Source organism: Bacillus sp. FDAARGOS_235 (assembly GCF_002073415.2).
GTDB lineage: Bacteria > Bacillota > Bacilli > Bacillales > Bacillaceae_G > Bacillus_A > Bacillus_A toyonensis.
In genome coordinates, this window is record NZ_CP020437.2 from 4,327,739 (window position 1) to 4,353,724 (window position 25,986).

General features: G+C 35.4%; 29 protein-coding genes. 20 read left to right on the forward strand and 9 right to left on the reverse strand.

Going from position 1 to position 25,986, the window contains the following annotated elements:
• The gene (locus A6J74_RS24735) at positions 1-1,395 is read right to left on the reverse strand and encodes an MBOAT family O-acyltransferase (RefSeq protein ID WP_000232073.1); all 1,395 of its coding nucleotides are present in this window, start codon (positions 1,393-1,395) and stop codon (positions 1-3) included.
• Positions 1,396-1,663: 268 nt separating this feature from the next.
• Here A6J74_RS24735 and A6J74_RS24740 point away from each other — a divergent pair, with 268 nt between their 5' ends.
• Entirely contained in the window at positions 1,664-1,891 is a 228-nt protein-coding gene (locus A6J74_RS24740; RefSeq protein ID WP_000705227.1) for a hypothetical protein, read from the forward strand.
• 1 nt (position 1,892) lies between these two features.
• Here the strand turns inward: A6J74_RS24740 and A6J74_RS24745 are convergent, their stop codons facing one another.
• Entirely contained in the window at positions 1,893-2,285 is a 393-nt protein-coding gene (locus A6J74_RS24745) for a DUF1885 family protein (protein ID WP_001163290.1), read from the reverse strand.
• A 133-nt stretch (positions 2,286-2,418) separates the two neighbouring features.
• On the opposite strand from A6J74_RS24745, the gene A6J74_RS24750 reads away from it, so the two are divergent.
• The 4 genes from A6J74_RS24750 to A6J74_RS24765 all read left to right on the forward strand — a co-directional run bounded on the left by A6J74_RS24750 (position 2,419) and on the right by A6J74_RS24765 (position 3,400).
• Complete coding sequence (locus tag A6J74_RS24750) at positions 2,419-2,715, forward strand: DUF3055 domain-containing protein (protein ID WP_000462031.1); 297 nt, start codon at positions 2,419-2,421, stop codon at positions 2,713-2,715.
• A 194-nt stretch (positions 2,716-2,909) separates the two neighbouring features.
• Positions 2,910-3,038 carry a GapA-binding peptide SR1P gene (locus A6J74_RS24755; RefSeq protein WP_000536778.1) on the forward strand — a complete coding sequence of 43 codons (129 nt, stop codon included), beginning with the start codon at positions 2,910-2,912 and terminating at the stop codon, positions 3,036-3,038.
• Between the two features lie 59 nt (positions 3,039-3,097).
• Complete coding sequence (locus tag A6J74_RS24760) at positions 3,098-3,226, forward strand: GapA-binding peptide SR1P (protein ID WP_000536788.1); 129 nt, start codon at positions 3,098-3,100, stop codon at positions 3,224-3,226.
• 45 nt (positions 3,227-3,271) lie between these two features.
• The gene (locus tag A6J74_RS24765; protein ID WP_000536785.1) at positions 3,272-3,400 is read left to right on the forward strand and encodes a GapA-binding peptide SR1P; all 129 of its coding nucleotides are present in this window, start codon (positions 3,272-3,274) and stop codon (positions 3,398-3,400) included.
• Between the two features lie 37 nt (positions 3,401-3,437).
• On the opposite strand, the gene A6J74_RS24770 is transcribed toward A6J74_RS24765, so the two are convergent.
• A complete protein-coding gene (locus tag A6J74_RS24770) occupies positions 3,438-4,268 on the reverse strand; it encodes a protein-glutamine gamma-glutamyltransferase (protein WP_000635336.1) in 831 nt (276 codons plus the stop codon).
• Between the two features lie 75 nt (positions 4,269-4,343).
• Positions 4,344-5,816: an arginine decarboxylase gene (gene speA, locus A6J74_RS24775; protein WP_000084886.1), complete on the reverse strand. Its 1,473-nt coding sequence runs from the start codon at positions 5,814-5,816 to the stop codon at positions 4,344-4,346.
• A gap of 378 nt (positions 5,817-6,194) precedes the next feature.
• On the opposite strand from speA, the gene A6J74_RS24780 reads away from it, so the two are divergent.
• On the forward strand, positions 6,195-6,464 hold the full coding sequence (locus A6J74_RS24780; RefSeq protein WP_000456543.1) for a UPF0223 family protein: 270 nt from the start codon (positions 6,195-6,197) through the stop codon (positions 6,462-6,464).
• Positions 6,465-6,544: 80 nt separating this feature from the next.
• Here the strand turns inward: A6J74_RS24780 and A6J74_RS24785 are convergent, their stop codons facing one another.
• Positions 6,545-7,171 (reverse strand): YktB family protein, encoded by a 627-nt coding sequence (locus A6J74_RS24785; RefSeq protein WP_000175081.1) that lies wholly within the window; start codon positions 7,169-7,171, stop codon positions 6,545-6,547.
• A 206-nt stretch (positions 7,172-7,377) separates the two neighbouring features.
• Between A6J74_RS24785 and A6J74_RS24790 the strand changes: the two genes are divergently transcribed.
• Positions 7,378-7,566, forward strand: a complete 189-nt coding sequence (locus A6J74_RS24790; protein WP_001250164.1) for a hypothetical protein — start codon at positions 7,378-7,380, stop codon at positions 7,564-7,566.
• A gap of 88 nt (positions 7,567-7,654) precedes the next feature.
• Positions 7,655-8,446: an inositol monophosphatase family protein gene (locus A6J74_RS24795; RefSeq protein WP_001158714.1), complete on the forward strand. Its 792-nt coding sequence runs from the start codon at positions 7,655-7,657 to the stop codon at positions 8,444-8,446.
• A gap of 44 nt (positions 8,447-8,490) precedes the next feature.
• On the opposite strand, the gene A6J74_RS24800 is transcribed toward A6J74_RS24795, so the two are convergent.
• The gene (locus A6J74_RS24800; RefSeq protein ID WP_000400129.1) at positions 8,491-8,670 is read right to left on the reverse strand and encodes a DUF5325 family protein; all 180 of its coding nucleotides are present in this window, start codon (positions 8,668-8,670) and stop codon (positions 8,491-8,493) included.
• 140 nt (positions 8,671-8,810) lie between these two features.
• Here A6J74_RS24800 and typA point away from each other — a divergent pair, with 140 nt between their 5' ends.
• From typA to A6J74_RS24815, 3 genes are all read left to right on the forward strand, one after another.
• Positions 8,811-10,655 (forward strand): translational GTPase TypA, encoded by a 1,845-nt coding sequence (typA, locus tag A6J74_RS24805; RefSeq protein WP_000914753.1) that lies wholly within the window; start codon positions 8,811-8,813, stop codon positions 10,653-10,655.
• A gap of 157 nt (positions 10,656-10,812) precedes the next feature.
• Complete coding sequence (locus A6J74_RS24810) at positions 10,813-11,115, forward strand: YlaH-like family protein (RefSeq protein WP_000893661.1); 303 nt, start codon at positions 10,813-10,815, stop codon at positions 11,113-11,115.
• Positions 11,116-11,130: 15 nt separating this feature from the next.
• Positions 11,131-11,406 (forward strand): hypothetical protein, encoded by a 276-nt coding sequence (locus tag A6J74_RS24815; RefSeq protein ID WP_001258146.1) that lies wholly within the window; start codon positions 11,131-11,133, stop codon positions 11,404-11,406.
• A gap of 35 nt (positions 11,407-11,441) precedes the next feature.
• Here A6J74_RS24815 and A6J74_RS24820 read toward each other — a convergent pair whose 3' ends face one another.
• Positions 11,442-11,642, reverse strand: a complete 201-nt coding sequence (locus tag A6J74_RS24820; RefSeq protein WP_002093346.1) for a YlaI family protein — start codon at positions 11,640-11,642, stop codon at positions 11,442-11,444.
• A 145-nt stretch (positions 11,643-11,787) separates the two neighbouring features.
• Between A6J74_RS24820 and A6J74_RS24825 the strand changes: the two genes are divergently transcribed.
• Positions 11,788-12,243 carry a pyridoxamine 5'-phosphate oxidase family protein gene (locus tag A6J74_RS24825; RefSeq protein WP_000024575.1) on the forward strand — a complete coding sequence of 152 codons (456 nt, stop codon included), beginning with the start codon at positions 11,788-11,790 and terminating at the stop codon, positions 12,241-12,243.
• Between the two features lie 246 nt (positions 12,244-12,489).
• Positions 12,490-13,818: a PhoH family protein gene (locus A6J74_RS24830; RefSeq protein ID WP_000358079.1), complete on the forward strand. Its 1,329-nt coding sequence runs from the start codon at positions 12,490-12,492 to the stop codon at positions 13,816-13,818.
• Between the two features lie 42 nt (positions 13,819-13,860).
• On the opposite strand, the gene A6J74_RS24835 is transcribed toward A6J74_RS24830, so the two are convergent.
• Positions 13,861-14,358, reverse strand: a complete 498-nt coding sequence (locus A6J74_RS24835; protein WP_001289791.1) for a hypothetical protein — start codon at positions 14,356-14,358, stop codon at positions 13,861-13,863.
• 150 nt (positions 14,359-14,508) lie between these two features.
• On the opposite strand from A6J74_RS24835, the gene A6J74_RS24840 reads away from it, so the two are divergent.
• From A6J74_RS24840 to pyc, 3 genes are all read left to right on the forward strand, one after another.
• On the forward strand, positions 14,509-14,796 hold the full coding sequence (locus A6J74_RS24840) for an Fpa/YlaN family protein (protein ID WP_000135695.1): 288 nt from the start codon (positions 14,509-14,511) through the stop codon (positions 14,794-14,796).
• A gap of 125 nt (positions 14,797-14,921) precedes the next feature.
• A complete protein-coding gene (locus A6J74_RS24845; RefSeq protein WP_000822961.1) occupies positions 14,922-16,100 on the forward strand; it encodes an FtsW/RodA/SpoVE family cell cycle protein in 1,179 nt (392 codons plus the stop codon).
• Positions 16,101-16,432: 332 nt separating this feature from the next.
• Positions 16,433-19,879 carry a pyruvate carboxylase gene (gene pyc / locus A6J74_RS24855; protein ID WP_000164045.1) on the forward strand — a complete coding sequence of 1,149 codons (3,447 nt, stop codon included), beginning with the start codon at positions 16,433-16,435 and terminating at the stop codon, positions 19,877-19,879.
• Between the two features lie 84 nt (positions 19,880-19,963).
• On the opposite strand, the gene ctaA is transcribed toward pyc, so the two are convergent.
• Positions 19,964-20,899, reverse strand: a complete 936-nt coding sequence (gene ctaA / locus A6J74_RS24860; protein WP_001188753.1) for a heme A synthase — start codon at positions 20,897-20,899, stop codon at positions 19,964-19,966.
• A gap of 498 nt (positions 20,900-21,397) precedes the next feature.
• Here ctaA and ctaB point away from each other — a divergent pair, with 498 nt between their 5' ends.
• The 4 genes from ctaB (at position 21,398) to ctaE (ending at position 25,983) form a co-directional block, all read left to right on the forward strand.
• On the forward strand, positions 21,398-22,321 hold the full coding sequence (gene ctaB, locus A6J74_RS24865; RefSeq protein WP_001015063.1) for a protoheme IX farnesyltransferase: 924 nt from the start codon (positions 21,398-21,400) through the stop codon (positions 22,319-22,321).
• Between the two features lie 93 nt (positions 22,322-22,414).
• Positions 22,415-23,464: a cytochrome c oxidase subunit II gene (gene coxB / locus A6J74_RS24870; RefSeq protein WP_000745274.1), complete on the forward strand. Its 1,050-nt coding sequence runs from the start codon at positions 22,415-22,417 to the stop codon at positions 23,462-23,464.
• A 60-nt stretch (positions 23,465-23,524) separates the two neighbouring features.
• Positions 23,525-25,360 carry a cytochrome c oxidase subunit I gene (ctaD, locus tag A6J74_RS24875; protein ID WP_170957719.1) on the forward strand — a complete coding sequence of 612 codons (1,836 nt, stop codon included), beginning with the start codon at positions 23,525-23,527 and terminating at the stop codon, positions 25,358-25,360.
• Positions 25,360-25,983 carry a cytochrome c oxidase subunit III gene (gene ctaE, locus A6J74_RS24880; RefSeq protein WP_000557861.1) on the forward strand — a complete coding sequence of 208 codons (624 nt, stop codon included), beginning with the start codon at positions 25,360-25,362 and terminating at the stop codon, positions 25,981-25,983. The genes ctaD and ctaE overlap by 1 nt, the downstream gene beginning before the upstream one ends.
• Positions 25,984-25,986: the final 3 nt, after the last annotated feature.

Consider the following 25,986-nt stretch of genomic DNA (forward strand, 5'->3'; position numbering starts at 1 on the left):
TTAGAAGCGGAAGTAAATAAATGGATTGTAAGTTGCATTCGTTAAGTACATCATAGTAATGATTAAAACACTCAAATAGTAAAGTGGAGATAAAATTACTATCTTTTTATTTACAAATAGAGTCTTAATCCAAGAGAAAATTGGAGCTGATGTCACTATTGCAAGTATAAAGATTCCCCAATAATTCATTACATAGAAATAACTAGTAATGTCAGTCAACGATCCATTTAATCCGAACATTGCTTGTAAAAATTTAGAACAGTAGCTAAAGTTGTCAGCTCTGAAGAAAACCCAACCGATAATCACTAAAAACAGCACGTATACATGTTGAATTGGCCACCATAATTTTTGCAAGATTTTCTCAAACCCGGATTTTTCCAAAGCAATTAAACATCCGTAATAGATACCCCAAATCATAAATGTCCAACTAGCCCCATGCCAAAAACCTGTTAGCGCCCATACTATAAAGAGATTACGATAGATTTTCCAGCTAGATACTCGATTGCCACCTAGTGGGATATAGACATAATCACGGAACCATGAACCAAGGGAAATATGCCAGCGACGCCAAAATTCAGAAATCGATTTTGATATATACGGATAATTGAAGTTTTCTAAGAAATCAAACCCGAACATTTTTCCTAATCCAATGGCCATATCACTGTAGCCTGAAAAATCGAAATAAATTTGTAATGTATAAGCGATCGCACCAATCCAAGCAGTAGATACGCTCATTGTTGCTGGGTCCATTGCAAATATTTCATCGGCAATAGCTCCCAATTGATTTGCAATCAAAACTTTTTTTCCTAATCCAAGGATAAAACGACGAATGCCTTCTGAAAACATATCAGCATTAACGGTTCTAACATGTAATTGATGAGCTATTGTGTTATACCGCACAATTGGTCCCGCAACTAATTGAGGGAAAATAGTAAAGTATAGCGCCAAATCAAACAGATTTCGCTGAGCCTCTACTTTTCTTTTGTAAATATCAATAATATAACTCATTGCATGGAAAGTGAAAAATGAAATCCCGATTGGTAATGGGATTTTTTCGAGTACAATGTTTGTATGAAAAATCCCGTTTATATTATCTACTAAGAAATTAGCGTATTTAAAATATCCTAGTATAGCAATATTGACAACGATTGCTATAGTAAGAATGAGTTTTCTATTTGTATTAGATATTTGTCCTTTATTAAGCCATAACCCGAACCAATAGTTAATGAAAATAGAAAAAAGCATAAGGAAGACATATATAGGCTCTCCCCAGGCATAAAATAATAAACTAAATAACAAAAGAACGATGTTTTGTAATTCTTTACGTACTGAATAGTACACTAGAAGAATTGCAGGTAAAAAAAGACATAAAAAAAATAGGTTACTAAATACCATGTATCATTGATTCCTTTCTATAGTTAATCCAAAGGAATTATACCACGCTACTAATGGAATAATCTATATTGTAAGGAAAGAAAGAGAATGTAACGTAAAAAACGAGGAAGCTTTGGCATATAAAATAGTTAAGAGCTTACATAAATGGTAGAAGATAAATCATAGAGTAAGTAGAAGCTTCAAATATTTTATACACGTAGAAGTTTGTTTTTAAAATAAGGAGAGGGATGGGCTGCACAATATAATAGAAGAAATAGGAGGTAACGCTATGAAAATTACGCTAGTTTCATTTTTACATCTAGTTTTATGGAGTGGATTTTCAGCAGTGTTATTATTGTCAAGTCGTGATAAACTTCATTATAAAATTTTTCTTTTTCTCATATTTTTTTATTTAGCGTATGTGATAGCGTATGTCATACTAAGTGCAAGGAGAAAAGCAATGCTTCTTACTTGCACGAATAGTATGATTTTTCTAATCGTTTATTTTTGTTTTTAAACTAACGTTTATAGAAATACATTATCCTTCCATTAAATAATTGTAATTCTCCTTCTAATTTCTTCGCTAGAAAACGGCAAAATTCATTTGCTTTTCCTTTATCACCAAATGTTGCATTAGAGGGTAAAGAAATTTGAATGAAAGATTGTTCATTTTCTATTCCAACACCGACATAAATTGAGTCATATCGATCATGACTGGATTGAAGCTTTAATGTTGTTGCTGATGTATCTAAAATTTCATAAGGAAAAGCGGTATTTGTATAAGCGTAATTAATTTGAACTCCGGTTTGGGAAGTAACTGTTTTATAGTACTGAAAAAGTTGTTTTATATCATCTGTTGAAACAGAGTGTTGATTGGATTTAGGTACAAGCGTAATAAAGGCATGTTGCATATAAGTTCCCCCTAGCTTAGTAGAATAATATCATTCTACAACCTACTGAATTTTTTGACAATTAAAAGGAGTATTGCTTTTTTTGTTTAATATATGTATGAGTAGGAAAGGTGATGTAGAGAGGTGGAAACCAATGTTTGAAAAATTGTATGATGAGCATGAAAGTGTGAAGGTACGATTTTTAGGATTTATGACACATGATACTCGTTATGACTTTGGGATTGTTTATACAAATATGTTTTTTGGAAAGCCACTCATTGTTTGTATGCAAACGGGAAGGTCTACTTTACTGGGACAAGATGATGTAGAGAATGTGCAATATATGCAGGAAATTTTCAAGTTAGGATCTCAAGAGGAAGCAGCGGAGTTAGCTCAGTTTTTTAAATTTCTCGTTCCATCTACTTCATTGCATGCAGAATATGAAGAATAATTAATTTGAAACAGTCGTACGTATAAATATGGCTGTTTTTTTATGTTAATATCGCATACTAATTTAAAATTAAAATATTTAATGTGTTATACTAAAAACCTATTGACGTAAAAAGTATAACATATTAAAATAAAGACAGAAAGTTAAGCGGTTACAAAAGTTTTTGGGATTATAAACTTAGGGGGAAATGAAAAATGGGAACAATCGTATGTCAAGATTGTGAAGGTACAATTGCACACTTCGAGGATGAGAAAGTAACGGTACTTTACGGGAAATGTGGATCTTGCGGATGTGATCACACAGAGCATACAAAAGCCCAATAATTGATAGGACATGGACAACTGAAAGTTTTTAGGACCATAAACTTAGGGGGAAATGAAAAATGGGAACAATCGTATGTCAAGTATGCGAAGGAACAATCGCACATTTTGAAGATGAGAAAACGACAGTACTTTACGGGAAATGTGGTACAAATTGTGATTGTGCTAATAGAGATAATGCGAAAGCTTAATGATAAATAAGTAGATTACTATTAAAAATCAGGGGGAAATGAAAAATGGGAACAATCGTATGCCAAGTATGTGAAGGAACAATCGCACATTTTGAAGATGAAAAATCAACAGTATTATATGGGAAATGTGGATCTCATTGCGAATGTGACCATAAAGAACATACAAAAGCTTAATTATTAAAAAAAGCGCCTACATGTGTAGGCGCTTTTTTTAATAAATTGTAGTTGTATGGCCAACTGTAGCAACGATTGCATCATCTCTAATCGGAATAAACCCTATGGCTGTTTGTGGTGTGTTTGGAGAGGCGTATTGACTCATTATACGGCTATCAATACGAGTAATAGTATCGGTCAAAAAAGCTGAAATAAAAGCGTAAGGGACGCGTCGTTCATTTAATGAGTAGATAATTTCTTCTTTTGTTTTTACACCTACGCCATGTCCGTAAAAAAAGAAATTTCCTAGATAGATTGTGTTTTCTCCTTGCCACTCAATCGTAGCTGGATTCACTTGTGGGTTTTTAAAGTAAACGAGATCGCCAGGAACAAGGTCGCCACCTGTTTTTGTTATGAGTTTTAAATCTTGATCGTAGTCCCAAGTATAAAGTAAAAGATTTGCAAAGAGGCGATTGAAGGTTTCTTCCTCATACAATGATAGTAAAGCTTTGTAAAAAATAATTATCATAGCGGTTGCGCATTCAGTCCCATATAGTTTCCCGTTTTTGAAAATATCTTGTATGGCAATAGAAGGTGGTATATTTGGAAGTAGTTGGAATCCCCCTAAAGATGTTCTTTTCCAAAACTGAGGGTTGCAAAAGGATTGTTGAAACGTACGAAACTGAAATCCACTTTGAAAAAGTTCTAATGCAGAAATAATAATATTAACTCGCAAATTTAAATCAAAGCTGAGTTCGTCAGCAGTTCGGAAGGAATAAACTTCTTGATTTCCTGCCATTATGGATAAAATTTGTTGCTTCTCAGCTGCAAATGGCTCATATTCATTTGTGATATAAGGGTGTACAATAGAACGACCTATTACAATCATAATGGTATCCCCACCTATACGTTACATTCTTTAGTAGCGTATGAAGAAAGGGAAAAAAGGTGAAAGAAAAGCCTATCAACTGATAGGCTTGTACTCTTTAATAACACGTAATGTTTGTAATGTCATATCTTCAGGACCTTGTACAGGTAAACCTGCTTCTAAATTTTTACGAATATACTCTAAGTTATCTTGTGTAATAATTTCCCCCGGAGTAAAGATTGGAATCCCTGGTGGATAAACCATAACAAAATCAGCTATAATACGACCTGCCGCATTTTCAAATGGAATGACTTCTGTTTCTGAATAAAAAGCATCTCGTGGAGAAAGTGCTAGCACCGGTATTTCTGGAATTTCTACTTGTACTTGAACACCTTTATCTGCCCTATTTCTAAATGTTTCCGCTAAATCTTGTAATGCTGCAATAAGCGTATTTGTATCGCTTTCTGTATCTCCAAAAGTGATAAGACATAGTATGTTGTATAAATCGGAGAGTTCTACTTCAATGTTATATTGCTCTCTAAGCCATACTTCAGCCTGATGGCCGGTAATACCTAAATCTTTCACAGACACAATTATCTTTGTAGGATCATAGTTAAAAGTAGCGTCTGTACCTAACATTTCTTTTCCAGGACAGTAAAGGTGCTCAATAGCATTTATAGCATCACGAACATGTTCAGCTAATTGTATTGTTTGTTCTATGAGCGCTGTTCCTTCTGTAGCAAGACGTTTTCTTGCAACATCAAGAGATGCTAATAAGATGTAAGAAGTTGATGTAGTCGTAAGCATGCTAATAATAGATTGAACATGTTTTACGTTCACAAGACCTTCTTTCACATTAAGAATAGAACTTTGAGTTAAAGAGCCTCCTAATTTGTGAACACTTGTTGCTGCCATATCTGCACCAGCTTGCATCGCTGACATCGGTAATTCATCGTGAAAATGAATATGAACACCATGAGCCTCATCGACTAGTACAGGGATATCGTACGAATGTGCTAATTGTACAATCTGTTCTAAGTCTGCAGCAAAGCCAAAGTAGGTTGGATTAATAACAAGTAAGCCTTTGGCATCTGAGTGTTCTTCAAGTGCTTTTTTGACAGATTGAATTGTAATTCCATGAGAAATACCAAGTTTTGGGTCGATTTCAGGATGCATGAAAATAGGTTTTGCACCTGAGAAAATAATAGCTGACATTACTGATTTATGCACGTTTCGTGGTACTAGGATTTTGTCGCCAGGACCGCAAACGCTCATCACCATTGTCATAATAGCGCCACTTGTACCTTGAATAGAAAAGAAAGTATGATCTGCACCAAATGCAGCAGCAGCTAAATCCTGTGCTTCTTTAATCATACCCTTTGGATGATGTAAATCATCGAGTGGCGCAATATTAATTAAATCAATTGCTAATGCGTTATGCCCAATAAATTCGCGAAATTCAGGATCCATGCCCTGTCCTTTTTTATGACCAGGAATATGGAATTGGATTGGATTTCGCTTACTGTGCTCAACTAAAGCGGTAAACAATGGTGTTTCGTATTGGGACAATCTATACACCCCTTCTTTTTTGTAATATTTATTAGAATTTGTTTTATATGATTTCATCTCATTCTAAAAGGAAAGTAAGGTAATTAACTTTTAAAACGAGACTTGTTTTCCTGCCATTCACAAAATCCTTTTGGATGGTAGTCACACTTTATTTTCTATAAAACAAAAGCATTATATCACCAATAATTATAGATGTATATAAAAAAATATTTTTATGGTGAGTATGTGTAATAGTTATTTCCAAGTCAACTCATAGAGGAAGACAATTCCATTAAAATGAATAAATAGTGTATAATGCAGAGTGGCTATAATGAAGAATAAAAAATTCTCTTTAAGATAGCATAATGAAACACGTAGAAATGATAAATGAGGTGCAAAATGGAATATCAATATCCGTTAGATTACGATTGGTCAAATGAAGAAATGGTTGCCATTGTGAAGTTTTATGAAGCAATTGAGAAGGCATATGAAAAAGGAATTAGAAGAGAAGAATTAATGGGATTATATCGTCGTTTTAAAGAGATTGTTCCATCAAAAGCAGAAGAAAAGAAAATTGATAAAGAGTTTCAGGACGTAAGTGGATATTCTATATATCGTACTATTCAAAGGGCGAAAGAAGTCGAAGAACAAAAGCTTGTAAAAATGTAAAAATATTTTGAAAAATAAAAACTGAAGTGATATAATGTGATAACAACTAAAAACGGACAATATAAATTGTCCGTTTTCTACTATCGATTACAAAGTGCATATAAAGGAAGGAGTGATTGCATCGTAGATTCAATCTTAGCAAGGAATTGTTCGTTGGTCATTGCTGAAAACTCCTCTGGTGATATATGAATACCAACTAATAGTTCTGCTTTTTTCACAGTAGCTAAACGTTCAATCATCTTTTGTAAGTCTTCTGTTTCAAGCGTTTTATGCAATTTTACACTTGGTTTAGTATGGTCAATGGACCAAACGAAGTCATTTGGAATATTTGTTTTTAAATCATTTAAATGTTCTAAGAAGGCGTGAGCCGTCTCCACTTTTTGTGGACACTCATAGATTAAACCAAAGTATATGAAGGCGTGAGTACCCCATAAACCAATTTGAAAATGTGGTAGCATTTTATATCCTCGTTTATTTGTTGAAAAAGCAACCCAAGTATCGTTTGGTGGATTGACTTTGCGGCGTGCATGTTTTGCAACATGATAAAAAAAGTTCTCATCAGTTTGTTTGGATAAATACTCTGCAAACTGTTCCCCTAAAGCTTCTAGCTTAGGATGAATGTTCGTTTTAATTGTACTCATTCGTTCTTCGAGACCATCAACTGTAAAGACATCAAAATCAGTTGATTTGAATGTTTGTAGTGTCATGATTGTTCCTCCAACTCCTATTTTGTTTTTATTTTAGCATAGCTTGTACTATTCATAAAAAAAACAGCACAAAAAAATTTAAATAAAAAAATATAATTTTGTTGCATAGATGATTTATCCAACATAGTATAGTATAAAACAAAAAATCAGAAAATTGAATTAATTCTAGTCCGAGGGCAGACGAATATTGGGAGGAGGCAAATAATATGAGACAGGTGATTAATGCGTTAAAGAGAACAGATGCTGAAAAGAGAATACCGGTGCTACGTTTGGAGCTAGATTATGAATTAGCAACTTTATATGATGCAATGATGGAGGATGACAAACAGAAAAAAGAAGAGTGCGTACAAAAATTAGAAGTGTTGAGACTTGAAATGATTCGTTTAGAAGCGTAATAATAGTATATGTATAAAAAATTAGTTGGTGCGAACCTTATAAAGGGTTCGTTTTTTCTGTGAACAGTATAGATCGGAGTGTTTAAACATGCAAGAGGTATGGAAAGATATCGATGCACACGCCAAACGGTGGATTCGAGATGCAGGAGAGCGCTTAATGGCATCACTGAAACAAGCACTTATTATAGAAACGAAATCAAATGCAGCTGATTTAGTAACAAACATGGACCGGGAAATAGAACAGTATTTAATTGGGAAAATTAAAGAAACATTCCCAACCCATAATATTTTAGGAGAAGAAGGCTATGGAGATGAGATAACTTCTTCTGACGGGGTTGTTTGGTTAATTGATCCAATTGATGGTACAATGAATTTTGTACATCAAAAAAGAAATTTCGCAATTTCAATTGGAATTTATGAGAACGGTATCGGAAAAATTGGTCTTATTTATGATCCTGTTCATGATGAATTATATCATGCGGTAAAGGGAGTTGGAGCGTTTTGTAATGATACGCCAATTCCTCTATTGGAAAAAGGAACAGTAAAGAATGGTATTATAGCTTTAAATGCGATATGGCTTACCGACAATCCATTGCTTAATATGGAAAGTATGATGGCACTTGTTAAGAAAGCAAGGGGTACGAGATCATATGGCTGTGCAGCATTAGAAATGGTATACGTTGCAACGGGAAGAATAGATGCATATGTAACGCCGAGATTATCACCATGGGATTTTGGTGGGGGGCAGATCATAGTTGAGGAAGTTGGAGGAAAGGTGACAACATTCTCCGGAGCTCCGCTGTCTATTATAGAGAAAAGCAGTGTATTAGTTGCAAAACCGGGAGTATATGAGGAAGTATTATCATTTATATCGCAGTAACAAAAAAAGTAAGAGGCTATATACAAGCTTCTTACTTTTTAACATTATTGCGATTTACGCATTTTTCTTTTTGTTACAAAACCATATCCAACTGTAACAAATGTGCCGATAATGCAAATAATAATACCAATGGGACTATTTTCAGCAACCATAATGCCGATACCGATTAAGAAAATAACACCGATAATTGCAGTTAATAAAAAGCGATATTGAATGTGTTCCATTTCTTCACCCTCCAATCTCATTTTACTTTCACAAAAGTAAGAATACAACTATATTTTCATTCTTGATTTTATTTTGATTGCCATTGTATCCCCTTCGCTCTTATAATAGAGAAGGATTAAAAAGACATTAGGAGTTGGACATGTTGAAAAAACGACAAGATTTACGAAATATAGCAATTATTGCCCACGTTGACCATGGTAAAACAACACTTGTTGACCAGTTATTACGTCAAGCGGGGACGTTCCGTGCGAATGAACATATTGAAGAACGCGCAATGGACTCAAATGATCTAGAAAGAGAACGCGGTATTACAATTTTAGCGAAAAATACTGCGATTCACTATGAAGATAAAAGAATTAACATTTTAGATACACCTGGTCATGCGGACTTCGGTGGAGAAGTAGAACGTATCATGAAAATGGTTGATGGTGTTCTACTTGTTGTTGATGCATATGAAGGTTGTATGCCACAAACACGATTTGTTTTAAAGAAAGCTCTTGAGCAAAACTTAACACCAATCGTAGTTGTAAACAAAATTGACCGTGACTTTGCTCGCCCTGACGAAGTGGTTGATGAAGTTGTTGACTTATTCATCGAGCTTGGTGCAAACGAAGATCAATTAGAGTTCCCAGTTGTATTTGCATCAGCAATGAACGGAACAGCAAGCTTAGATTCAAATCCAGCAAATCAAGAAGAGAATATGAAATCATTGTTTGACACAATTATTGAACATATTCCAGCACCAGTTGATAACAGTGAAGAGCCACTTCAATTCCAAGTAGCACTTCTTGATTACAATGACTATGTTGGTCGTATCGGAGTTGGACGCGTATTCCGCGGTACTATGAAAGTAGGACAACAAGTTGCATTAATGAAGGTTGATGGAAGTGTAAAACAATTCCGTGTAACGAAATTATTTGGTTACATTGGATTAAAACGTCAAGAAATTGAAGAAGCAAAAGCTGGAGATTTAGTAGCTGTTTCAGGTATGGAAGACATTAACGTTGGTGAAACAGTATGCCCAGTTGAGCATGAAGAGGCTTTACCATTATTACGTATTGATGAGCCAACACTACAAATGACATTCCTTGTAAATAACAGCCCATTTGCAGGTCGTGAAGGTAAATACATTACATCTCGTAAAATTGAAGAGCGTCTTCGTTCACAATTAGAAACAGATGTAAGTTTACGTGTAGATAATACAGATTCTCCTGATGCGTGGATCGTATCTGGACGTGGTGAGTTACATTTATCTATCCTAATTGAAAACATGCGTCGTGAAGGTTATGAACTACAAGTATCTAAGCCTGAAGTAATTATTAAAGATGTTGATGGCGTAAGATGTGAGCCTGTAGAGCGCGTACAAATCGATGTGCCTGAAGAATACACTGGTTCTATTATGGAATCAATGGGTGCACGTAAAGGTGAAATGTTAGATATGGTGAATAACGGAAACGGTCAAGTTCGCCTTACTTTCATGGTTCCAGCACGTGGTTTAATTGGTTACACAACAGAATTCTTAACATTAACTCGTGGTTACGGTATTTTAAACCATACATTCGATTGCTACCAACCAGTACACGCTGGACAAGTAGGTGGACGTCGTCAAGGTGTTCTAGTTTCACTTGAAACAGGAAAAGCATCACAATACGGTATTATGCAAGTTGAAGATCGCGGTGTAATCTTCGTTGAACCAGGTACAGAAGTATATGCTGGTATGATTGTTGGAGAACATACACGTGAAAATGATTTAACAGTTAACGTTGTAAAAATGAAACAACAAACTAACATTCGTTCTGCAACGAAAGACCAAACTTCAACAATGAAAAAACCACGCTTAATGACTTTAGAAGAGTCATTAGAGTACTTAAACGATGACGAGTTCTGTGAAGTGACTCCGGAATCAATTCGTCTACGTAAAAAGATTCTTGATAAGAGCGAGCGCGAAAGAGCTGCTAAGAAAAAGAAATCTGTAGAAGCGTAAAAACAAAAAACAACTACCTTTCCAAAAGGTAGTTGTTTTTTTGTTTTTATTTATTTTTAGAATATTTATTCTTTTTTGTGGACAGTATTTTTTTTGCGAGTTACTCTTGTATTAAGTGTATAAAGAAAACTTGTTTTTATAGCTAGGGGGGAAGAGTGTGTTAGAAAGGATGTCTTTTTTTGCTAAATTATGTAAGGTGGATGAAAATCCAGAGTTAGGAATGTGGTTACTTTATGGAACGATTATTATATTAAGTGCTCTCGTTTATAATTTAGGATTTGCTAGAAAATTATCTGTACTAAAAAATATCGTGATATATATTTCTTTAGCAATTGGATGTACAGTGTTAACCTTTTTTGCTGTATTTTTACCTGTTGGGGAGGGGCTTGTTGTAGCAGCAATTGTACTAGGAATTTATAGATTGCGCTTACGTCAAGCAAAACAAGAAAAAGTAGGATGAGGGGGAATTAATGACATGCGTTCAGTACAAGATGCACTATATAATTGGTTAACGATTAAAACAGTTGCGGAAGCACGCCCCGATGATAGTGCTGCGAAAGAAACGTATTTGTTATTTCAAAATATGATATATGAAGAACATAAATTAAGGGATGTGGAAGTTAAAAAGAATGAGGAAATGTATTTGATTACATATGAAATTGATGGGGAAAGAAAATCTGTGAGATTTCCATTAGAAGCTATTGATTGTTTTTTGGATCAGATGAATCGTGAACCTGAAAAATATAAATAAGTCCTTATCGATATGATTAAGGACTTATTTATATTTTACCAATCGTCTTCAACTTTTTTATCACGGTATAATCGGAAATTACCACTTGCATGACGTTCCATCGTACGCTCTGCAATTCGTTCCGAACATTCCATGCACATATATGTATGAATAGGGCGATTACGCAGTTTTTTTGCCGTAGGATTTTCGTCATCTAACATATCTTTTTTATCACAGATCATACATTTGACTCTCATTTCGTCACCTCAATACGAATTCTATCGGTATAAGTATATCATGGAAGTATGATGTTTTTGAATAATAGGAGGAAAAAATAATATTTTCGCAATTCGAAAAATAAGTTATGATAAGGATATATTAAGTATATTTGGAGGTGGAAATATGGCGAATGTAGTAGAGCCTACATTAACAGATGATTTAGTACAAACGTTCCGTAAAGAATGTATTGTTATGGTAGCAACAACAGATTTCGAAAAACAAGTTCCTAACGTAAGTGCTATTTCTTGGGTGTATGCAGTGAGTGAAACTAGTATTCGATTTGCGGTAGATCAACGTTCACGTATTGTGGAAAATATAAGGCGCAATCCGGGAGTGGTATTGACTATAATGGCGAATGGATCCGTATTTTCCATAAGTGGTGCAGGTGAAATTTTGACAGATAGAATGGAAGGCATTCCTCTAAAATTAGCTGTAATAGAAGTAAGTGTGCAAGAAGTACGTGATGTTATGTTTTATGGAGCAAAACTTGCAATTGAACCAAAATATGAAAAAACATACGATCTTCGGGCAGCAAAAAAACTGGATAACCAAGTGTTGGTAGGGATAAAAGAATTATAAGTGAGATGAATAAGAAAATTGTTCATTAACTTTTGGAATCAGTTATTGTGGTTTAACGTTAATAATTAAAATTAAAAGTAATATATTGAATAGAAATGAATAAAAAATAAAGAAAAGGTTTAATTGCTATAATTTTCGATTCTACCTCGTTTATACGGTACATATAATTATAACAATGGTTCGTCCATATTTTATGGATGAAACCCTTGTTCTACAAATTTAAAAGTGGAGTCAGGGGGTAACAGGTTGGATAAAATTTATGTGTTAGATACGAATGTACTTTTGCAGGATCCTTTATCTATTTTTTCATTTGAAACCAATGAAGTAGTGATTCCGGCAGTTGTATTAGAAGAGGTTGATTCGAAGAAACGTTATATGGACGAAGTAGGACGAAATGCTCGTTATGTATCTAAGTTAATAGATAAATTTCGTGAAATAGGAAAGCTGCATGAAAGTATTCCGCTAGAAAACGGCGGTACATTTCGTATTGAATTAAATCATCGTTCATTTGTTCAACTACAAGATATTTTTGTAGAAAAAACAAATGATAATCGAATTTTAGCAGTAGCAAAAAATCTATCTTTAGAAGAACAAGAAAAAGAGGACGGGAAGTCTGTTATTTTAGTAAGTAAAGACGTGCTCGTAAGGGTAAAAGCTGATGCAATTGGATTGAAGGCTGAAGATTATTTGAGTGATCGCGTAATTGAAGTAGATAATATATATTCAGGTTTTTTAGAAGGGTATATATCAAAAGAACAATTGGATTATTTTTATGAAAAAGGTGAATTACCTTTATCTGAAATTGCAAATCATCCTTTTTATCCAAATCAGTTTGTGGTAATGAAGGATGCACTTGGGGGTTCTAGTTCTGCACTTGGCATTGTAGATCACTTAGGTAAGAAGGTGAAGAAACTTATTTTTCACAATGAGCAAGTGTGGGGGATACGACCACGAAACGTGCAGCAAATAATGGGATTAGAATTGTTGCTTCGCGAAGATATTCCGCTTGTAACGTTAACGGGGAAAGCTGGTACAGGAAAAACGTTACTTGCGTTAGCTTCGGGATTAATGCAAACGGAAGATTTAGGGTTATATAAAAAATTACTTGTTGCAAGACCAATTGTTCCAGTCGGAAAAGATATCGGTTATTTACCAGGAGAAAAAGAAGAAAAGTTAAGACCATGGATGCAGCCGATTTTTGATAATCTAGAGTATTTATTTAATACGAAAAAGCCAGGGGAATTAGATGCTATTTTAGCTGGAATGGGTTCGATTGAAGTAGAGGCTCTTACTTATATACGTGGCAGAAGTATTCCAGACCAATTCATTATTATTGATGAGGCACAAAATTTAACGAAGCATGAAGTGAAGACGATATTAACGAGAGTAGGAGAGAAAAGTAAGATTGTATTAATGGGAGATCCTCAGCAAATCGATCATCCATATTTAGATGAATATAATAACGGTTTAACATACGTTGTCGAGAAATTTAAAGAGCAACGTATTAGTGGTCATGTAAAGTTTGTTAAAGGGGAGCGCTCGAATTTAGCTCAACTAGCAGCGGATTTATTATAAAAAGGAGTGAGCTTCAGCTCACTCCTTTTTTTAGTATACTCGTTAAATAATTGTGAATTTACGGATGTTACGGATTGGATTTTGTCTATTAGATCCATCATTGAAATATAGATGTACAGGTCCGTCCTCTTTTAATGGTTTTCCTTCTTTTGAAAAACCAAGAATGGCCTTGTTGACCGTTTCTAATGGTAGTGTAATGGTAGTATCTACTGTTTCAATTTCAACTTGCATAGCGTCCTCTAAAATTTCGGCGTTAGCAAGAAATGGATGAAATGGTATACCAAATGTCCCAGTAATCAGCTGTTCTTTTTTATATTTCTTTACACTTTGTTGTATTGGCGGGAAGGCAGCACCATCACGGATTTCACGATCCCAATGTTCTGAAGTGTTCTTTAAGTAAGCTTCTAGTTCAGACGTGTTTTCTCTAGTTTCATCAAAGTAAGTTGTCAAATCTACTTTTCGATCGTCAAAAATCCAAACAGTTGGATCAATAGTGATTGGAAAACGTACTTTTCCATTAATAAATAAAATTTCGCTCATTGTTGTTCCCCCATTTGTGTTATACTCCCACTTTTCAGTATAATAGTATTAGACACTGTTGTCACAAAAAATGTTTCTATTGCAATTTATTAAAACTATCGCTAATATTAATAGATATGAGAGAGTAGGACGGAAACGGAGGGAATCAATTTGGCGTCTGAGACAGTTTCAAATCATCAGGAAAAGGCACTAGCCCTTCTACAAGCGGATGCAGAGAAGATTTTAAGACTTATTAAGGTGCAAATGGACCATCTTACAATGCCGCAATGTCCATTATATGAAGAAGTTTTAGACACACAAATGTTTGGACTATCCCGCGAGGTCGATTTTGCGGTTCGCCTTGGTCTTATTGCAGAAGAGCAAGGGAAAGCAATGTTAGGAGAGCTCGAACGTGAGTTATCTGCACTTCATGAAGCATTTACAAACAAACAACAATAACGGGTTCAAATAAGGGGGCTCAAACTAAAACAGTTTGAGCTTTTTATTTGTATAATAAAGCAGGAAGAACGTATATACATATGGAATACAACAATAATTAATTTGAAACAGAGAGAGGAAATGAAATGAAAAGAATATGGAAATCAATGGATTATTCATTATTACTTCCTCTTGTTATTTTATGTGTGCTGGGAGTCATAATGGTATATAGTTCTAGTTCCATTGTTGCGATTTCGCGGTTTGATAAACCAGCAAATTTCTTTTTTAAAAGACAATTACTTACTTTAGCTGCTGGGACAATGGTATTAATAATTATGGCTATTATCCCATATAAAGTGTGGAGAAAACGAATTTTCTTATTGGGAAGTTACGGTGCTAGTGTTGCCTTATTAGCGGCAGCAGCCTTTTTCACTAAGAAAGTAAATGGTGCAAATGGATGGATATTTGGAATACAGCCTGCGGAATTTGTAAAGATAACAGTTATTCTCGTATTGGCTCATTTTTTTGCGAAAAGGCAAGAAACAAATACGTCTGTTTTCAAAGGATCGGGACCGGTACTTTTAGGTATTGGTTTAATCATGTTTTTAATTTTAAAGCAAAATGACTTAGGTACCGATATGTTAATTGCGGGAACGGTAGGAATCATGTTTCTTTGTTCAGGAGTTAGTGTTAATTTATGGATAAAAAGATTCTTATTAACGTCTGTAGTATGGGTCCCAATGTTGTATTTTATTGGGAATTATAAATTAAGTTCATACCAAAAAGCGCGATTTTCAGTTTTTCTAGATCCGTTTAACGATCCTCAAAATGATGGATTCCAATTGGTAAATTCATTTATTGGAATTGCTTCAGGTGGGTTAAATGGTAGAGGGTTAGGGAATAGTGTGCAAAAGTATGGATACTTACCAGAGCCCCAAACGGATTTTATTATGGCGATTATATCTGAAGAACTAGGCTTTATAGGTGTAGCTATCATTTTAATCTGTTTATTGTTAATTATCATTCGCTCATTTAGAGTGGCGCAAAAGTGTACAGATCCATTTGGAAGTTTAATAGCCATCGGAATTGCAAGTTTGTTTGGAGTTCAAACGTTTATCAATGTCGGTGGTATGTCTGGATTAATACCGCTTACTGGGGTACCGTTACCTTTTGTTAGTTACGGCGGAAGTTCCTTGTTAGCTAATCTACTTGCGATGGGGATATTATTGAATATTGCTAGTCATGTGAAAAGACAAGAAAAACAACAAAATGAGTTAGTTAAAGAAAGAGAACAGGGTGGACCGCATCTTGTAGTTGTAAAATAAAAACACATTGCGCTGTAGAGCACAATGTGTTTTTTTATTTAAAGTAATTTCAAATGTGATATATTAATTGTTTTTATATCCAAAAGATATATCACATTAAAACAAATGTGATATACAATTAGGTTGTTCGAAAAGGAAGAGGTATGCTATACTATTTTTGTGAAACAAATTGCACAGAAAACTTATCATTTGTTAAAAAATAAGGTATGATGGATAAAAATAAAGTGAAACTTTCTAAGTATAATATAATGTGGAAAGTGAAGAACTTCACGCTTTTTATGGTGTGTATATATTTTATCTCTAGAGTGGTAGGAAAGTAGAGGGGGAAAATCATGACAAAGCTGCAACGTATTCAAAAAGTATTGGTAGCTAACCGTGGAGAGATTGCAATTCGTGTGTTTCGAGCTTGTTCGGAACTTGGATTAAAAACAGTTGCAATCTATTCTAAAGAGGATAGCGGTTCTTATCATCGCTATAAAGCCGATGAGTCCTATTTAGTTGGGGAAGGGAAAAAGCCAATTGATGCTTATCTAGATATTGAGGGCATTATTGAGATTGCGAAAAGCAATCATGTAGATGCAATCCACCCTGGATATGGTTTCTTGTCAGAAAATATCCAATTCGCAAAACGTTGTGAAGAAGAAGGAATTATCTTTATTGGTCCGAAAAGTGAGCATTTAGATATGTTTGGAGATAAAGTGAAAGCAAGAACACAAGCGCAGCTAGCACAAATTCCGGTTATTCCTGGTAGTGATGGCCCAATAGATTCAATAGAAGAAGTCGAAGAGTTTGCTGAAAAGTATGATTACCCGATTATTATTAAAGCGTCCCTTGGTGGTGGCGGTCGAGGTATGCGTATAGTACGAGCTAGTGAAGAATTAAGAGAATCGTATAATCGCGCGAAATCAGAAGCAAAAGCAGCCTTTGGTAATGATGAAGTATACGTTGAAAAATTCGTTGAAAAACCTAAACATATAGAAGTACAAATTTTAGCAGATGAAGAAGGCAATGTTGTTCACTTATTCGAGCGTGACTGTTCTGTGCAACGTCGCCATCAAAAAGTTGTCGAAATCGCACCAAGCGTTTCGCTTTCAGATGATTTGCGTCAACGTATTTGTGAAGCTGCTGTGAAGTTAACGAAAAATGTAAACTATTTAAACGCAGGAACGGTAGAATTTCTTGTAAAAGGTGATGAGTTTTACTTCATAGAAGTAAACCCACGTGTTCAAGTTGAACATACGATTACAGAGATGATTACAGGAGTGGATATCGTTCAATCGCAAATTTTAATAGCTGATGGACATGCATTACATAGTAAAATGGTAGGTGTTCCGAAGCAAGAAGAAGTGGTTGTGCACGGATTTGCAATCCAATCTCGTGTAACGACTGAGGACCCACTAAATAATTTTATGCCGGATACAGGAAAAATTATGGCGTACCGATCAGGCGGTGGCTTTGGTGTTCGTCTTGATACAGGTAATAGTTTCCAAGGTGCAGTTATTACACCGTACTACGATTCTTTACTTGTAAAAGTTACGACTTGGGCTCTTACTTTTGAACAAGCTGCTGCAAAAATGGAACGTAACTTAAAAGAATTCCGTATTCGTGGTATTAAAACAAATATTCCATTCCTAGAGAATGTAGTAAAACATAAAAACTTCTTATCAGGAGAATATGATACGTCGTTTATTGACGCGTCACCTGAACTGTTCTTATTCCCGAAACGTAAAGACCGCGGAACGAAAATGTTAAATTACATTGGTTCAGTAACAGTAAATGGTTTCCCGGGAGTAGGGAAAAAAGAGAAACCAATTTTCCCGGATGCTCGTATACCAAATGTAGTACACTCAGAGCCGATACAAAATGGAACAAAACAAATTTTGGATGAGCGTGGAGCGGATGGATTAGTAAAGTGGGTTCAAGATCAAAAACGTGTACTTTTAACTGATACAACATTCCGTGATGCGCATCAGTCACTACTTGCAACTCGTATTCGTACAAAAGATTTACATCAAATTGCAGAGCCGACAGCGAGAATGTTACCGAACTTATTCTCAGCGGAAATGTGGGGCGGTGCAACGTTCGATGTTGCGTATCGTTTCTTAAAAGAAGATCCATGGGAACGATTACTAGATCTTCGTGAAAAAATGCCGAATGTTTTATTCCAAATGTTACTTCGCTCTTCAAACGCAGTTGGTTACAAAAACTATCCAGATAATTTAATTCAAAAATTTGTGGAATGTTCTGCTCAAGCTGGCATTGATGTATTCCGAATTTTTGATAGTTTAAACTGGGTAGAAGGTATGAGAGTTGCGATTGATGCTGTACGAGATACTGGCAAAATTGCAGAAGCGACAATGTGTTATACAGGAGATATTCATGATCCGTTACGTAGTAAATATGATTTGAATTATTATAAAAACTTGGCGAAAGAATTAGAAGCATCAGGTGCTCATATATTAGGTATTAAAGATATGGCAGGTTTATTAAAACCTAATGCTGCATACGATTTAGTTTCTGCATTAAAAGAGACAATATCGATTCCGATTCACTTGCACACACATGATACGAGCGGAAACGGTATATTAACGTATACGAAGGCAATTGAAGCGGGTGTTGATATTGTCGATGTAGCGGTGAGTTCAATGGCAGGTCAAACGTCACAACCAAGTGCGAACACACTATACTACGCATTAGGCGGAAATGAAAGACAACCAGATGTTAATATAGATTCATTAGAAAAACTATCTCATTACTGGGAAGATGTACGCAAATACTATGCACCGTTTGAAAGTGGTATGAATGCACCTCACACAGAGGTATATATGCACGAAATGCCGGGTGGGCAGTATAGTAATCTTCAGCAACAAGCAAAGGCGGTTGGTTTAGGAGATCGCTTCGATGAAGTGAAAGTAATGTACCGTCGTGTGAATGACATGTTTGGAGACATTGTAAAAGTAACGCCATCTTCAAAAGTTGTTGGTGATATGGCATTATTTATGGTTCAAAACCATTTGACAGAACAAGATATTTTAGAGCGTGGACATGCTTTGGATTTCCCAGGATCTGTTGTTGAAATGTTCTCTGGTGATTTAGGTCAACCGTACGGTGGTTTTCCGAAAGAATTACAAAAGATTATTTTAAAAGGGAAAGAGCCGTTAACAGTAAGACCGGGTGAATTGTTAGAGCCAGTAGATTTTGATGCTTTAAAAGAAGAGTTATTCCATAAACTTGGACGCGAAGTAACGATTTTTGATGTAGTTGCGTACGCGTTATATCCGAAAGTATTTATGGACTACGAAAAAGTTGCTGAGATGTATGGTAATGTATCTGTGCTTGATACACCGACATTCTTCTATGGTATGAGACTTGGTGAAGAAATTGATGTGGAAATTGAGCAAGGTAAAACATTGATGGTTAAACTAGTATCAATTGGAGAACCTCAGCCGGATGGAAATCGTATTCTTTACTTAGAATTTAACGGACAACCACGTGAGATTGTTGTGAAAGACGAAAGTGTGAAAGCAACAGTTGCACAACGTGTGAAAGGAAACCGTGAAAATCCAAACCATATTAGCGCAACGATGCCAGGAACGGTTATTAAAGTAGTTGTAAAAGAAGGCGATGAAGTGAAAAAAGGCGATTCTATGGCAATTACAGAAGCGATGAAAATGGAAACGACAGTTCAAGCGCCGTTCAATGGTAAAGTGAAGAAAGTATATGTTAACGATGGTGATGCAATTCAAACGGGTGATTTACTTATTGAATTAGATCACTAAAATAAGGAAAGAGCTGTGTAAATACAGCTCTTTTTTTATTGCAAAAAATCCCTTGCCGATTCGGCAAGGGATTTCAGTTTTAAATTATTTTGTTTGTTTAGAAGTTGATTCGGATTCTTTTGCGTTCACTTTACTTCTTGTTCCTAACATAACTAAATAGCATAATACAGCAAACAAGCAAGAAATGAATAGGGAATGTAATAATGCCATTGCTAAACTAGCATTTGTATATACAACTAAAATCCCAACAATAGCTTGAAGTGTTACAAGAATAAAGGAAATAATCCATCCCCAGTATACTACGCTTTGTTGCTTATATTGACGAATAGCAATAATCATTGCGTATAGTATCCAAAGGAATATTAATATCGCTGCAGCTCTATGCCCCATTTGAACCCACTCATGTAATTGAGTCGGCCATGGTCTATTTTTACTACATAAAGGAAAGTCCGGACAGGCTAAGCTAGCTCGTTCGTGACGTACTAAAGCCCCTGTGTAGACGACGATATAACTGTAAATTGTTACACCATAAATGTGAAATTTCATTTTTTTATCCATAATAAGTGAACGTGCATCAAATTTCTGATCAATTTCAAAAATAAGACACGTTAACAAAATAACAGAAGCGAATGAAATTAAGGAAATACCAAAATGGATAGCAAGTACAGCTGGCATTTGACCCCAAACAACGGCTGCCGCTCCCATTAATGCTTGTGCAACTAAAAATACGAAGGATAAAATTGCTAACGTTTTTGTTTCGCGCACATGTTTATAATACTTCCAGGATAAAATACAAAGGAGAGTGACAAGTATTCCTGCTGATCCTGATGTAAGGCGGTGACTTAGTTCAATAATAGTTTCCATCGATAAATTAGATGGAACTAACTCACCATTACAAAGCGGCCATGATTTACCGCAGCCTTGGCCAGAACCTGTTTTTGTAACTAAAGCGCCTCCTAATAATACTACTAATAAATCAAGACTTGTAATGACTGCTAACCATTTAATAAAGCGTTGCAATCTCTTTCACCATCTTTCTGCTATGAAGTTATTGCGAAATATTTTCATTCCATTATGTATAGAATAAAACGCGCTAGTTCCTATGATATATAAAAAATAATAAAATAGCAAAGAAATGGAGGGGGAAGACAAAGGGGAGAAAAAGGGTGTGAAAATAGAATTTATAAGGGAATTTTTAGGAGGAAAATAGGCTGTTTTGAAAAGAAATGGGGAGAATACGTGTTAAATATGACAAAATAGTTTATTATAGAAAGTAACATCATGTTATGATAAGGATAAGTAAGAAGTAAGCTTTTTTATATTCGACACAAAAAGTTCATGTTTTCTTCACAAAATGTTCGGGAAATATGATTTAATATATTGGAGTATGGGCGTAGATTAGTAGTAGAATGGGTTAACAATATTTCTACTGTAATAATATTGCTATATAGAAGCGAATTATTTCATTCGAAATAGGCGCAAAAAGAAAGATGAAAGTTTTAAGAGGGGGTTAAAGTGATGAACCATGCAACAAGTGAGCTGCATGATGAGTCAGCTGTAACAAGTGTACCCGAAACAACTCGGTTACAAGATTTATCAGCGCTCGTTAAAATGGGGATTGTAAACTCAAATACACTTACTGTATTTACAGGATTTTGGTTGGCGTTACACTTTAATGGATTAAGTGTGATGGACAATCTGGATAAGCTATTTTTTACAATCGTTGGTTCCGGATTAATTATGGCAGGGGTATGTTGTTTAAATAACTACATTGATCGAGACATCGATCCGTTAATGGAAAGAACAAAAACCCGTCCAACGGTTACAGGAAAGTATAAACCAGGTTTTGCACTTACATTTGGACTAGTTATATTACTACTTGGATTTGTATTCTTATTATTAACAACACCGATGGCAGTATTAATGGGATTTATTGGTGCCTTCACATATGTTGTCTTATATACTTTATGGACAAAGAGAAAGTATACGCTAAATACTGTTGTAGGTAGTATTTCTGGAGCAGTTCCACCTTTAATTGGATGGGCAGCAATTGATCCATCTTTAGGCCATCCAATTGCTTGGATGTTATTTTTAATTATGTTTATTTGGCAAATCCCACATTTCCTTGCGTTAGCGATGAAACGTGTTGATGAATATCGAAATGCAGGAATTCCAATGCTTCCTGTAGTTCATGGATTTGAAATTACGAAACGCCAAATTATGATTTGGACAGTATGTTTATTACCACTACCATTTTATATGAGTGGACTTGGGATAACATTTATGGTACTTGCAACATTGCTTAACATCGGATGGATCGTTTTAGGATTTTATGGCTTCCGTAAGAAGGATGACATCAAATGGTCCGTACAAATGTTTGTTTATTCCCTAAATTATTTAACAATCTTATTTGTATCAATGATTGTAGTTACATTCTTCTAAGACAACGACATAATTGGATTTCTTTACGTTGAGATTTACTTTACTTAACTATAAAGTACAATCTAATTCACAAGGAAAGTGGGGGTTGTTTGTATGAAGAAACAGTGGCGACTGCTTTCGTTCGTTTCACTGCTGGCTTTACTGTTAGGGGGATGCGGTAAAGCCTTTCAATCTACTTTAATTCCGCAAGGAGAAGTAGCAAAAATGCAATATGATCTGCTCTTACTAGCGAGTGCGATCATGGTAGGAGTAGTACTAGTAGTTACTATTATTTTCTTGTATGTAATTGTGCGTTTCCGACAAAAGAAAGGTCAGGAAGATTATATTCCAGAACAAGTTGAAGGGAATCACAAACTAGAAATTATATGGACAGTTATTCCGATTATTCTTTTACTAATCTTAGCTGTTCCGACGGTTACATATACATTCAAACTTGCTGATGTAAGTGCGATGGAGAAAAAGAATATTGATAAAGATACGATCGTTGTTGATGTAACAGCGAATCTTTATTGGTGGGAATTTTCTTATAAATCAGAAAAAATAGTAACTTCTCAAGATTTAGTTATCCCCACAGGTAAGAAAGTGTATTTGAGTTTGAAGGGTGCCGATATTAAACATTCATTCTGGGTTCCATCTTTAGCTGGTAAAATGGATACAAATACAGACAATGTAAACAAAATGTGGTTAAAGGCAGATAAATCGGGCACTTATAATGGTTTTTGTACAGAGTTTTGCGGCCCGTCACATTCTTTAATGCAATTTAAAGTGAAAGCTTTAGATGAAAGCGAGTACAAAAAATGGCTTGCTGATATGAAGAAGATTGATGGGAAAAAAGAAGTAGCTTCAACAAAGGCGCAAGAGGGCCAAGAAATATTTAATAAAAGCTGTATTGGTTGTCATGCAGTTGGATCTAATGATAGTAGACCACCTTCCGCTCGTATCGCACCAAACTTAGCGAACTTTGCTGATCGTGATACGGTTGCTGGTATTGCCGAAAATAATGAAGAAAACTTAAAAAAATGGCTGAAAGATCCTGAAAATATGAAGCCAGGAAATAAAATGACTGGTAAATATGGCAACTTAACGGATGATCAAATTGATGCATTAAATGCATACTTACAAACGTTAAAGATTGAAAAGTAAAGAGGGATTATTCGCGAAGGGGAGGTTGAAAACGTGAGCTCTGTAGCAAAAAAACAGGGGATGGGTGCTGTCATATGGGATTATTTAACGACAGTAGACCATAAAAAGATTGCCATTCTCTATTTAATTGCAGGTGGATTGTTTTTTATAATAGGCGGAATAGAAGCACTATTTATTCGCCTTCAATTAGCGATTCCTAACAACGCTTTTCTTGTTGGGGATGCTTATAATCAAGTATTAACGATGCACGGTACAACAATGATTTTCCTCGCAGCTATGCCACTCGTGTTTGCATTTATGAACGCCGCCGTGCCACTTCAAATTGGTGCGCGTGATGTAGCGTTCCCGTTTTTGAATTCACTCGGATTTTGGTTATTTTTCTTTGGTGGAGTATTTTTAAATTTAAGTTGGTTTTTAGGTGGAGCACCTGATGCAGGATGGACATCTTATGCATCATTAGCTTTAGCTTCTAAAGGCCATGGTGTTGATTTTTATGTACTCGGCTTGCAAATTTCAGGTATTGGTACATTAATTGGAGGTATTAACTTCCTTGTTACAATCATTAATATGCGTGCGCCAGGAATGACGTATATGCGTATGCCGATGTTTACATGGACAACGTTTGTAACATCTTCACTTATATTATTTGCTTTTCCGCCGTTAACTGTAGGATTAGGACTTTTAATGTTAGATCGTTTATTTGGAACAAGTTTCTTTAATCCAGCATTAGGTGGGAACACAATTATATGGGAGCATTTATTCTGGATTTTCGGTCATCCGGAAGTATACATTCTTATACTCCCAGCTTTCGGAATATTCTCAGAAATCTTCGCGACATTTTCGAAAAAACGATTATTTGGTTATTCATCGATGGTGTTTGCGACAGTATTAATTGGATTTTTAGGATTCATGGTATGGGCGCATCACATGTTTACTGTTGGCCTTGGTCCAGTTGCAAATGCTATTTTCTCAGTTGCGACAATGGCAATTGCGGTTCCGACAGGTATTAAAATATTTAACTGGCTCTTTACAATGTGGGGCGGAAGTATTCGTTTTACAACACCGATGATGTGGGCGGTAGCTTTTATTCCATCATTCGTAATGGGTGGAGTTACAGGCGTTATGCTTGCATCTGCACCAGCTGATTATCAATTTCATGATAACTATTTCGTAGTAGCGCACTTTCATTATGTAATCGTCGGTGGTGTTGTATTTGGTTTACTTGCAGGGGCTCATTATTATTGGCCACTGATGTTTAATAAAATATTAAATGAAACATTAGGTAAGATAACATTTTGGTTATTCTTTATCGGTTTCCATTTAACATTCTTTATTCAGCATTTCCTTGGATTGATTGGTATGCCACGTCGTTACTACACATATCTTGAGGGGCAAGGATTGGAAATGGGGAATATGATTAGTTCTATTGGAGCTGTGTTTATGGCTCTTGGAACGATTGTTCTTCTATTCAATGTAATAAAAACAACTGTATCAAAAGAGAAGGCTGGTCGTGATCCATGGGATGGACGTACACTAGAATGGACAATGCCAGCACCTACACCGGAATATAATTTCAAACAATTACCATTTGTTCGCGGGTTAGATCCGTTTTGGATTGAAAAACGTGAAGGTAATAAAGAGATGACGGCGGCGGAACCAGTTGGTGATATTCATATGCCAAATGCTTCATTTTCACCATTTATCATTTCTCTAGGCTTATTCATAGCGGCATTCGGTGCAATGTATATGCAAGGTGGAAAAGATAAGTTCTGGTTATTAGTAGCAATTATTGGTTTAATCATTACATTTGGCGCAATGTTCCTTCGTTCAGTAGTCGATGATCATGGATATCATATTCATAAGGAAGATTTAGAGGATAAGGGGGGCAAGGCATAATGCATGTAGATGAAAAATTAACGAATGAAACATTTCCAGCAGAGCCTGAAAAAGCAACCCTTGAGGGGAAAAATAAGTTTGTCGGTTTTTGGTTATTTCTTGGAGGCGAAACAGTATTGTTCGCTTCCTTGTTTGGCACATATTTAGCATTAAAAAACTCTACAAATGGTGGACCAACATCTCAAGAGATGTTTCAAATGCCGCTCGTTTTCATTATGACGATGCTTTTATTAACGAGTAGTTTAACGAGTGTATATGCGATGTACCATATGAAAAACTTTAATTTTAAGAAAATGCAACTTTGGCTACTTGTAACAGTGTTGCTTGGCTTAGGGTTTTTGGGATTTGAAATATATGAGTTTTATCATTATACACATGAATTTAAGCATACTATGAGAAGTAGTGCATTTGGCTCTGCATTTTATGCTCTTGTTGGTACACATGGACTTCACGTATTGTTTGGATTGTGTTGGATTTTAACATTAATTTTTAGAAATGCGAAGCGTGGTTTAAATTTATACAACGCACCAAAGTTTTATGTTGCATCAATTTATTGGCACTTTATTGACGTAGTTTGGGTGTTTATTTTCACTGTAGTATATTTAATGGGAATGGTGGGATAAACA

Excerpts from the sequence above, each read along its gene's own strand:
- A6J74_RS24845 (WP_000822961.1), top strand. The coding sequence starts at position 14,922 with ATGAAAAGAATATGGAAATCAATGGATTATTCATTATTACTTCCTCTT.
- A6J74_RS24745 (WP_001163290.1), bottom strand. The coding sequence starts at position 2,285 with ATGCAACATGCCTTTATTACGCTTGTACCTAAATCCAATCAACACTCT.
- ctaE (WP_000557861.1), top strand. The coding sequence starts at position 25,360 with ATGCATGTAGATGAAAAATTAACGAATGAAACATTTCCAGCAGAGCCT.
- A6J74_RS24780 (WP_000456543.1), top strand. The coding sequence starts at position 6,195 with ATGGAATATCAATATCCGTTAGATTACGATTGGTCAAATGAAGAAATG.
- A6J74_RS24785 (WP_000175081.1), bottom strand. The coding sequence starts at position 7,171 with ATGACACTACAAACATTCAAATCAACTGATTTTGATGTCTTTACAGTT.
- A6J74_RS24795 (WP_001158714.1), top strand. The coding sequence starts at position 7,655 with ATGCAAGAGGTATGGAAAGATATCGATGCACACGCCAAACGGTGGATT.
- A6J74_RS24750 (WP_000462031.1), top strand. The coding sequence starts at position 2,419 with ATGTTTGAAAAATTGTATGATGAGCATGAAAGTGTGAAGGTACGATTT.
- A6J74_RS24825 (WP_000024575.1), top strand. The coding sequence starts at position 11,788 with ATGGCGAATGTAGTAGAGCCTACATTAACAGATGATTTAGTACAAACG.
- A6J74_RS24800 (WP_000400129.1), bottom strand. The coding sequence starts at position 8,670 with ATGGAACACATTCAATATCGCTTTTTATTAACTGCAATTATCGGTGTT.
- A6J74_RS24790 (WP_001250164.1), top strand. The coding sequence starts at position 7,378 with ATGAGACAGGTGATTAATGCGTTAAAGAGAACAGATGCTGAAAAGAGA.
- A6J74_RS24760 (WP_000536788.1), top strand. The coding sequence starts at position 3,098 with ATGGGAACAATCGTATGTCAAGTATGCGAAGGAACAATCGCACATTTT.
- A6J74_RS24835 (WP_001289791.1), bottom strand. The coding sequence starts at position 14,358 with ATGAGCGAAATTTTATTTATTAATGGAAAAGTACGTTTTCCAATCACT.
- A6J74_RS24755 (WP_000536778.1), top strand. The coding sequence starts at position 2,910 with ATGGGAACAATCGTATGTCAAGATTGTGAAGGTACAATTGCACACTTC.
- ctaD (WP_170957719.1), top strand. The coding sequence starts at position 23,525 with ATGGGTGCTGTCATATGGGATTATTTAACGACAGTAGACCATAAAAAG.
- ctaB (WP_001015063.1), top strand. The coding sequence starts at position 21,398 with ATGAACCATGCAACAAGTGAGCTGCATGATGAGTCAGCTGTAACAAGT.
- A6J74_RS24815 (WP_001258146.1), top strand. The coding sequence starts at position 11,131 with ATGCGTTCAGTACAAGATGCACTATATAATTGGTTAACGATTAAAACA.
- A6J74_RS24735 (WP_000232073.1), bottom strand. The coding sequence starts at position 1,395 with ATGGTATTTAGTAACCTATTTTTTTTATGTCTTTTTTTACCTGCAATT.
- A6J74_RS24765 (WP_000536785.1), top strand. The coding sequence starts at position 3,272 with ATGGGAACAATCGTATGCCAAGTATGTGAAGGAACAATCGCACATTTT.
- A6J74_RS24820 (WP_002093346.1), bottom strand. The coding sequence starts at position 11,642 with ATGAGAGTCAAATGTATGATCTGTGATAAAAAAGATATGTTAGATGAC.
- A6J74_RS24770 (WP_000635336.1), bottom strand. The coding sequence starts at position 4,268 with ATGATTGTAATAGGTCGTTCTATTGTACACCCTTATATCACAAATGAA.
- pyc (WP_000164045.1), top strand. The coding sequence starts at position 16,433 with ATGACAAAGCTGCAACGTATTCAAAAAGTATTGGTAGCTAACCGTGGA.
- typA (WP_000914753.1), top strand. The coding sequence starts at position 8,811 with ATGTTGAAAAAACGACAAGATTTACGAAATATAGCAATTATTGCCCAC.
- coxB (WP_000745274.1), top strand. The coding sequence starts at position 22,415 with ATGAAGAAACAGTGGCGACTGCTTTCGTTCGTTTCACTGCTGGCTTTA.
- A6J74_RS24740 (WP_000705227.1), top strand. The coding sequence starts at position 1,664 with ATGAAAATTACGCTAGTTTCATTTTTACATCTAGTTTTATGGAGTGGA.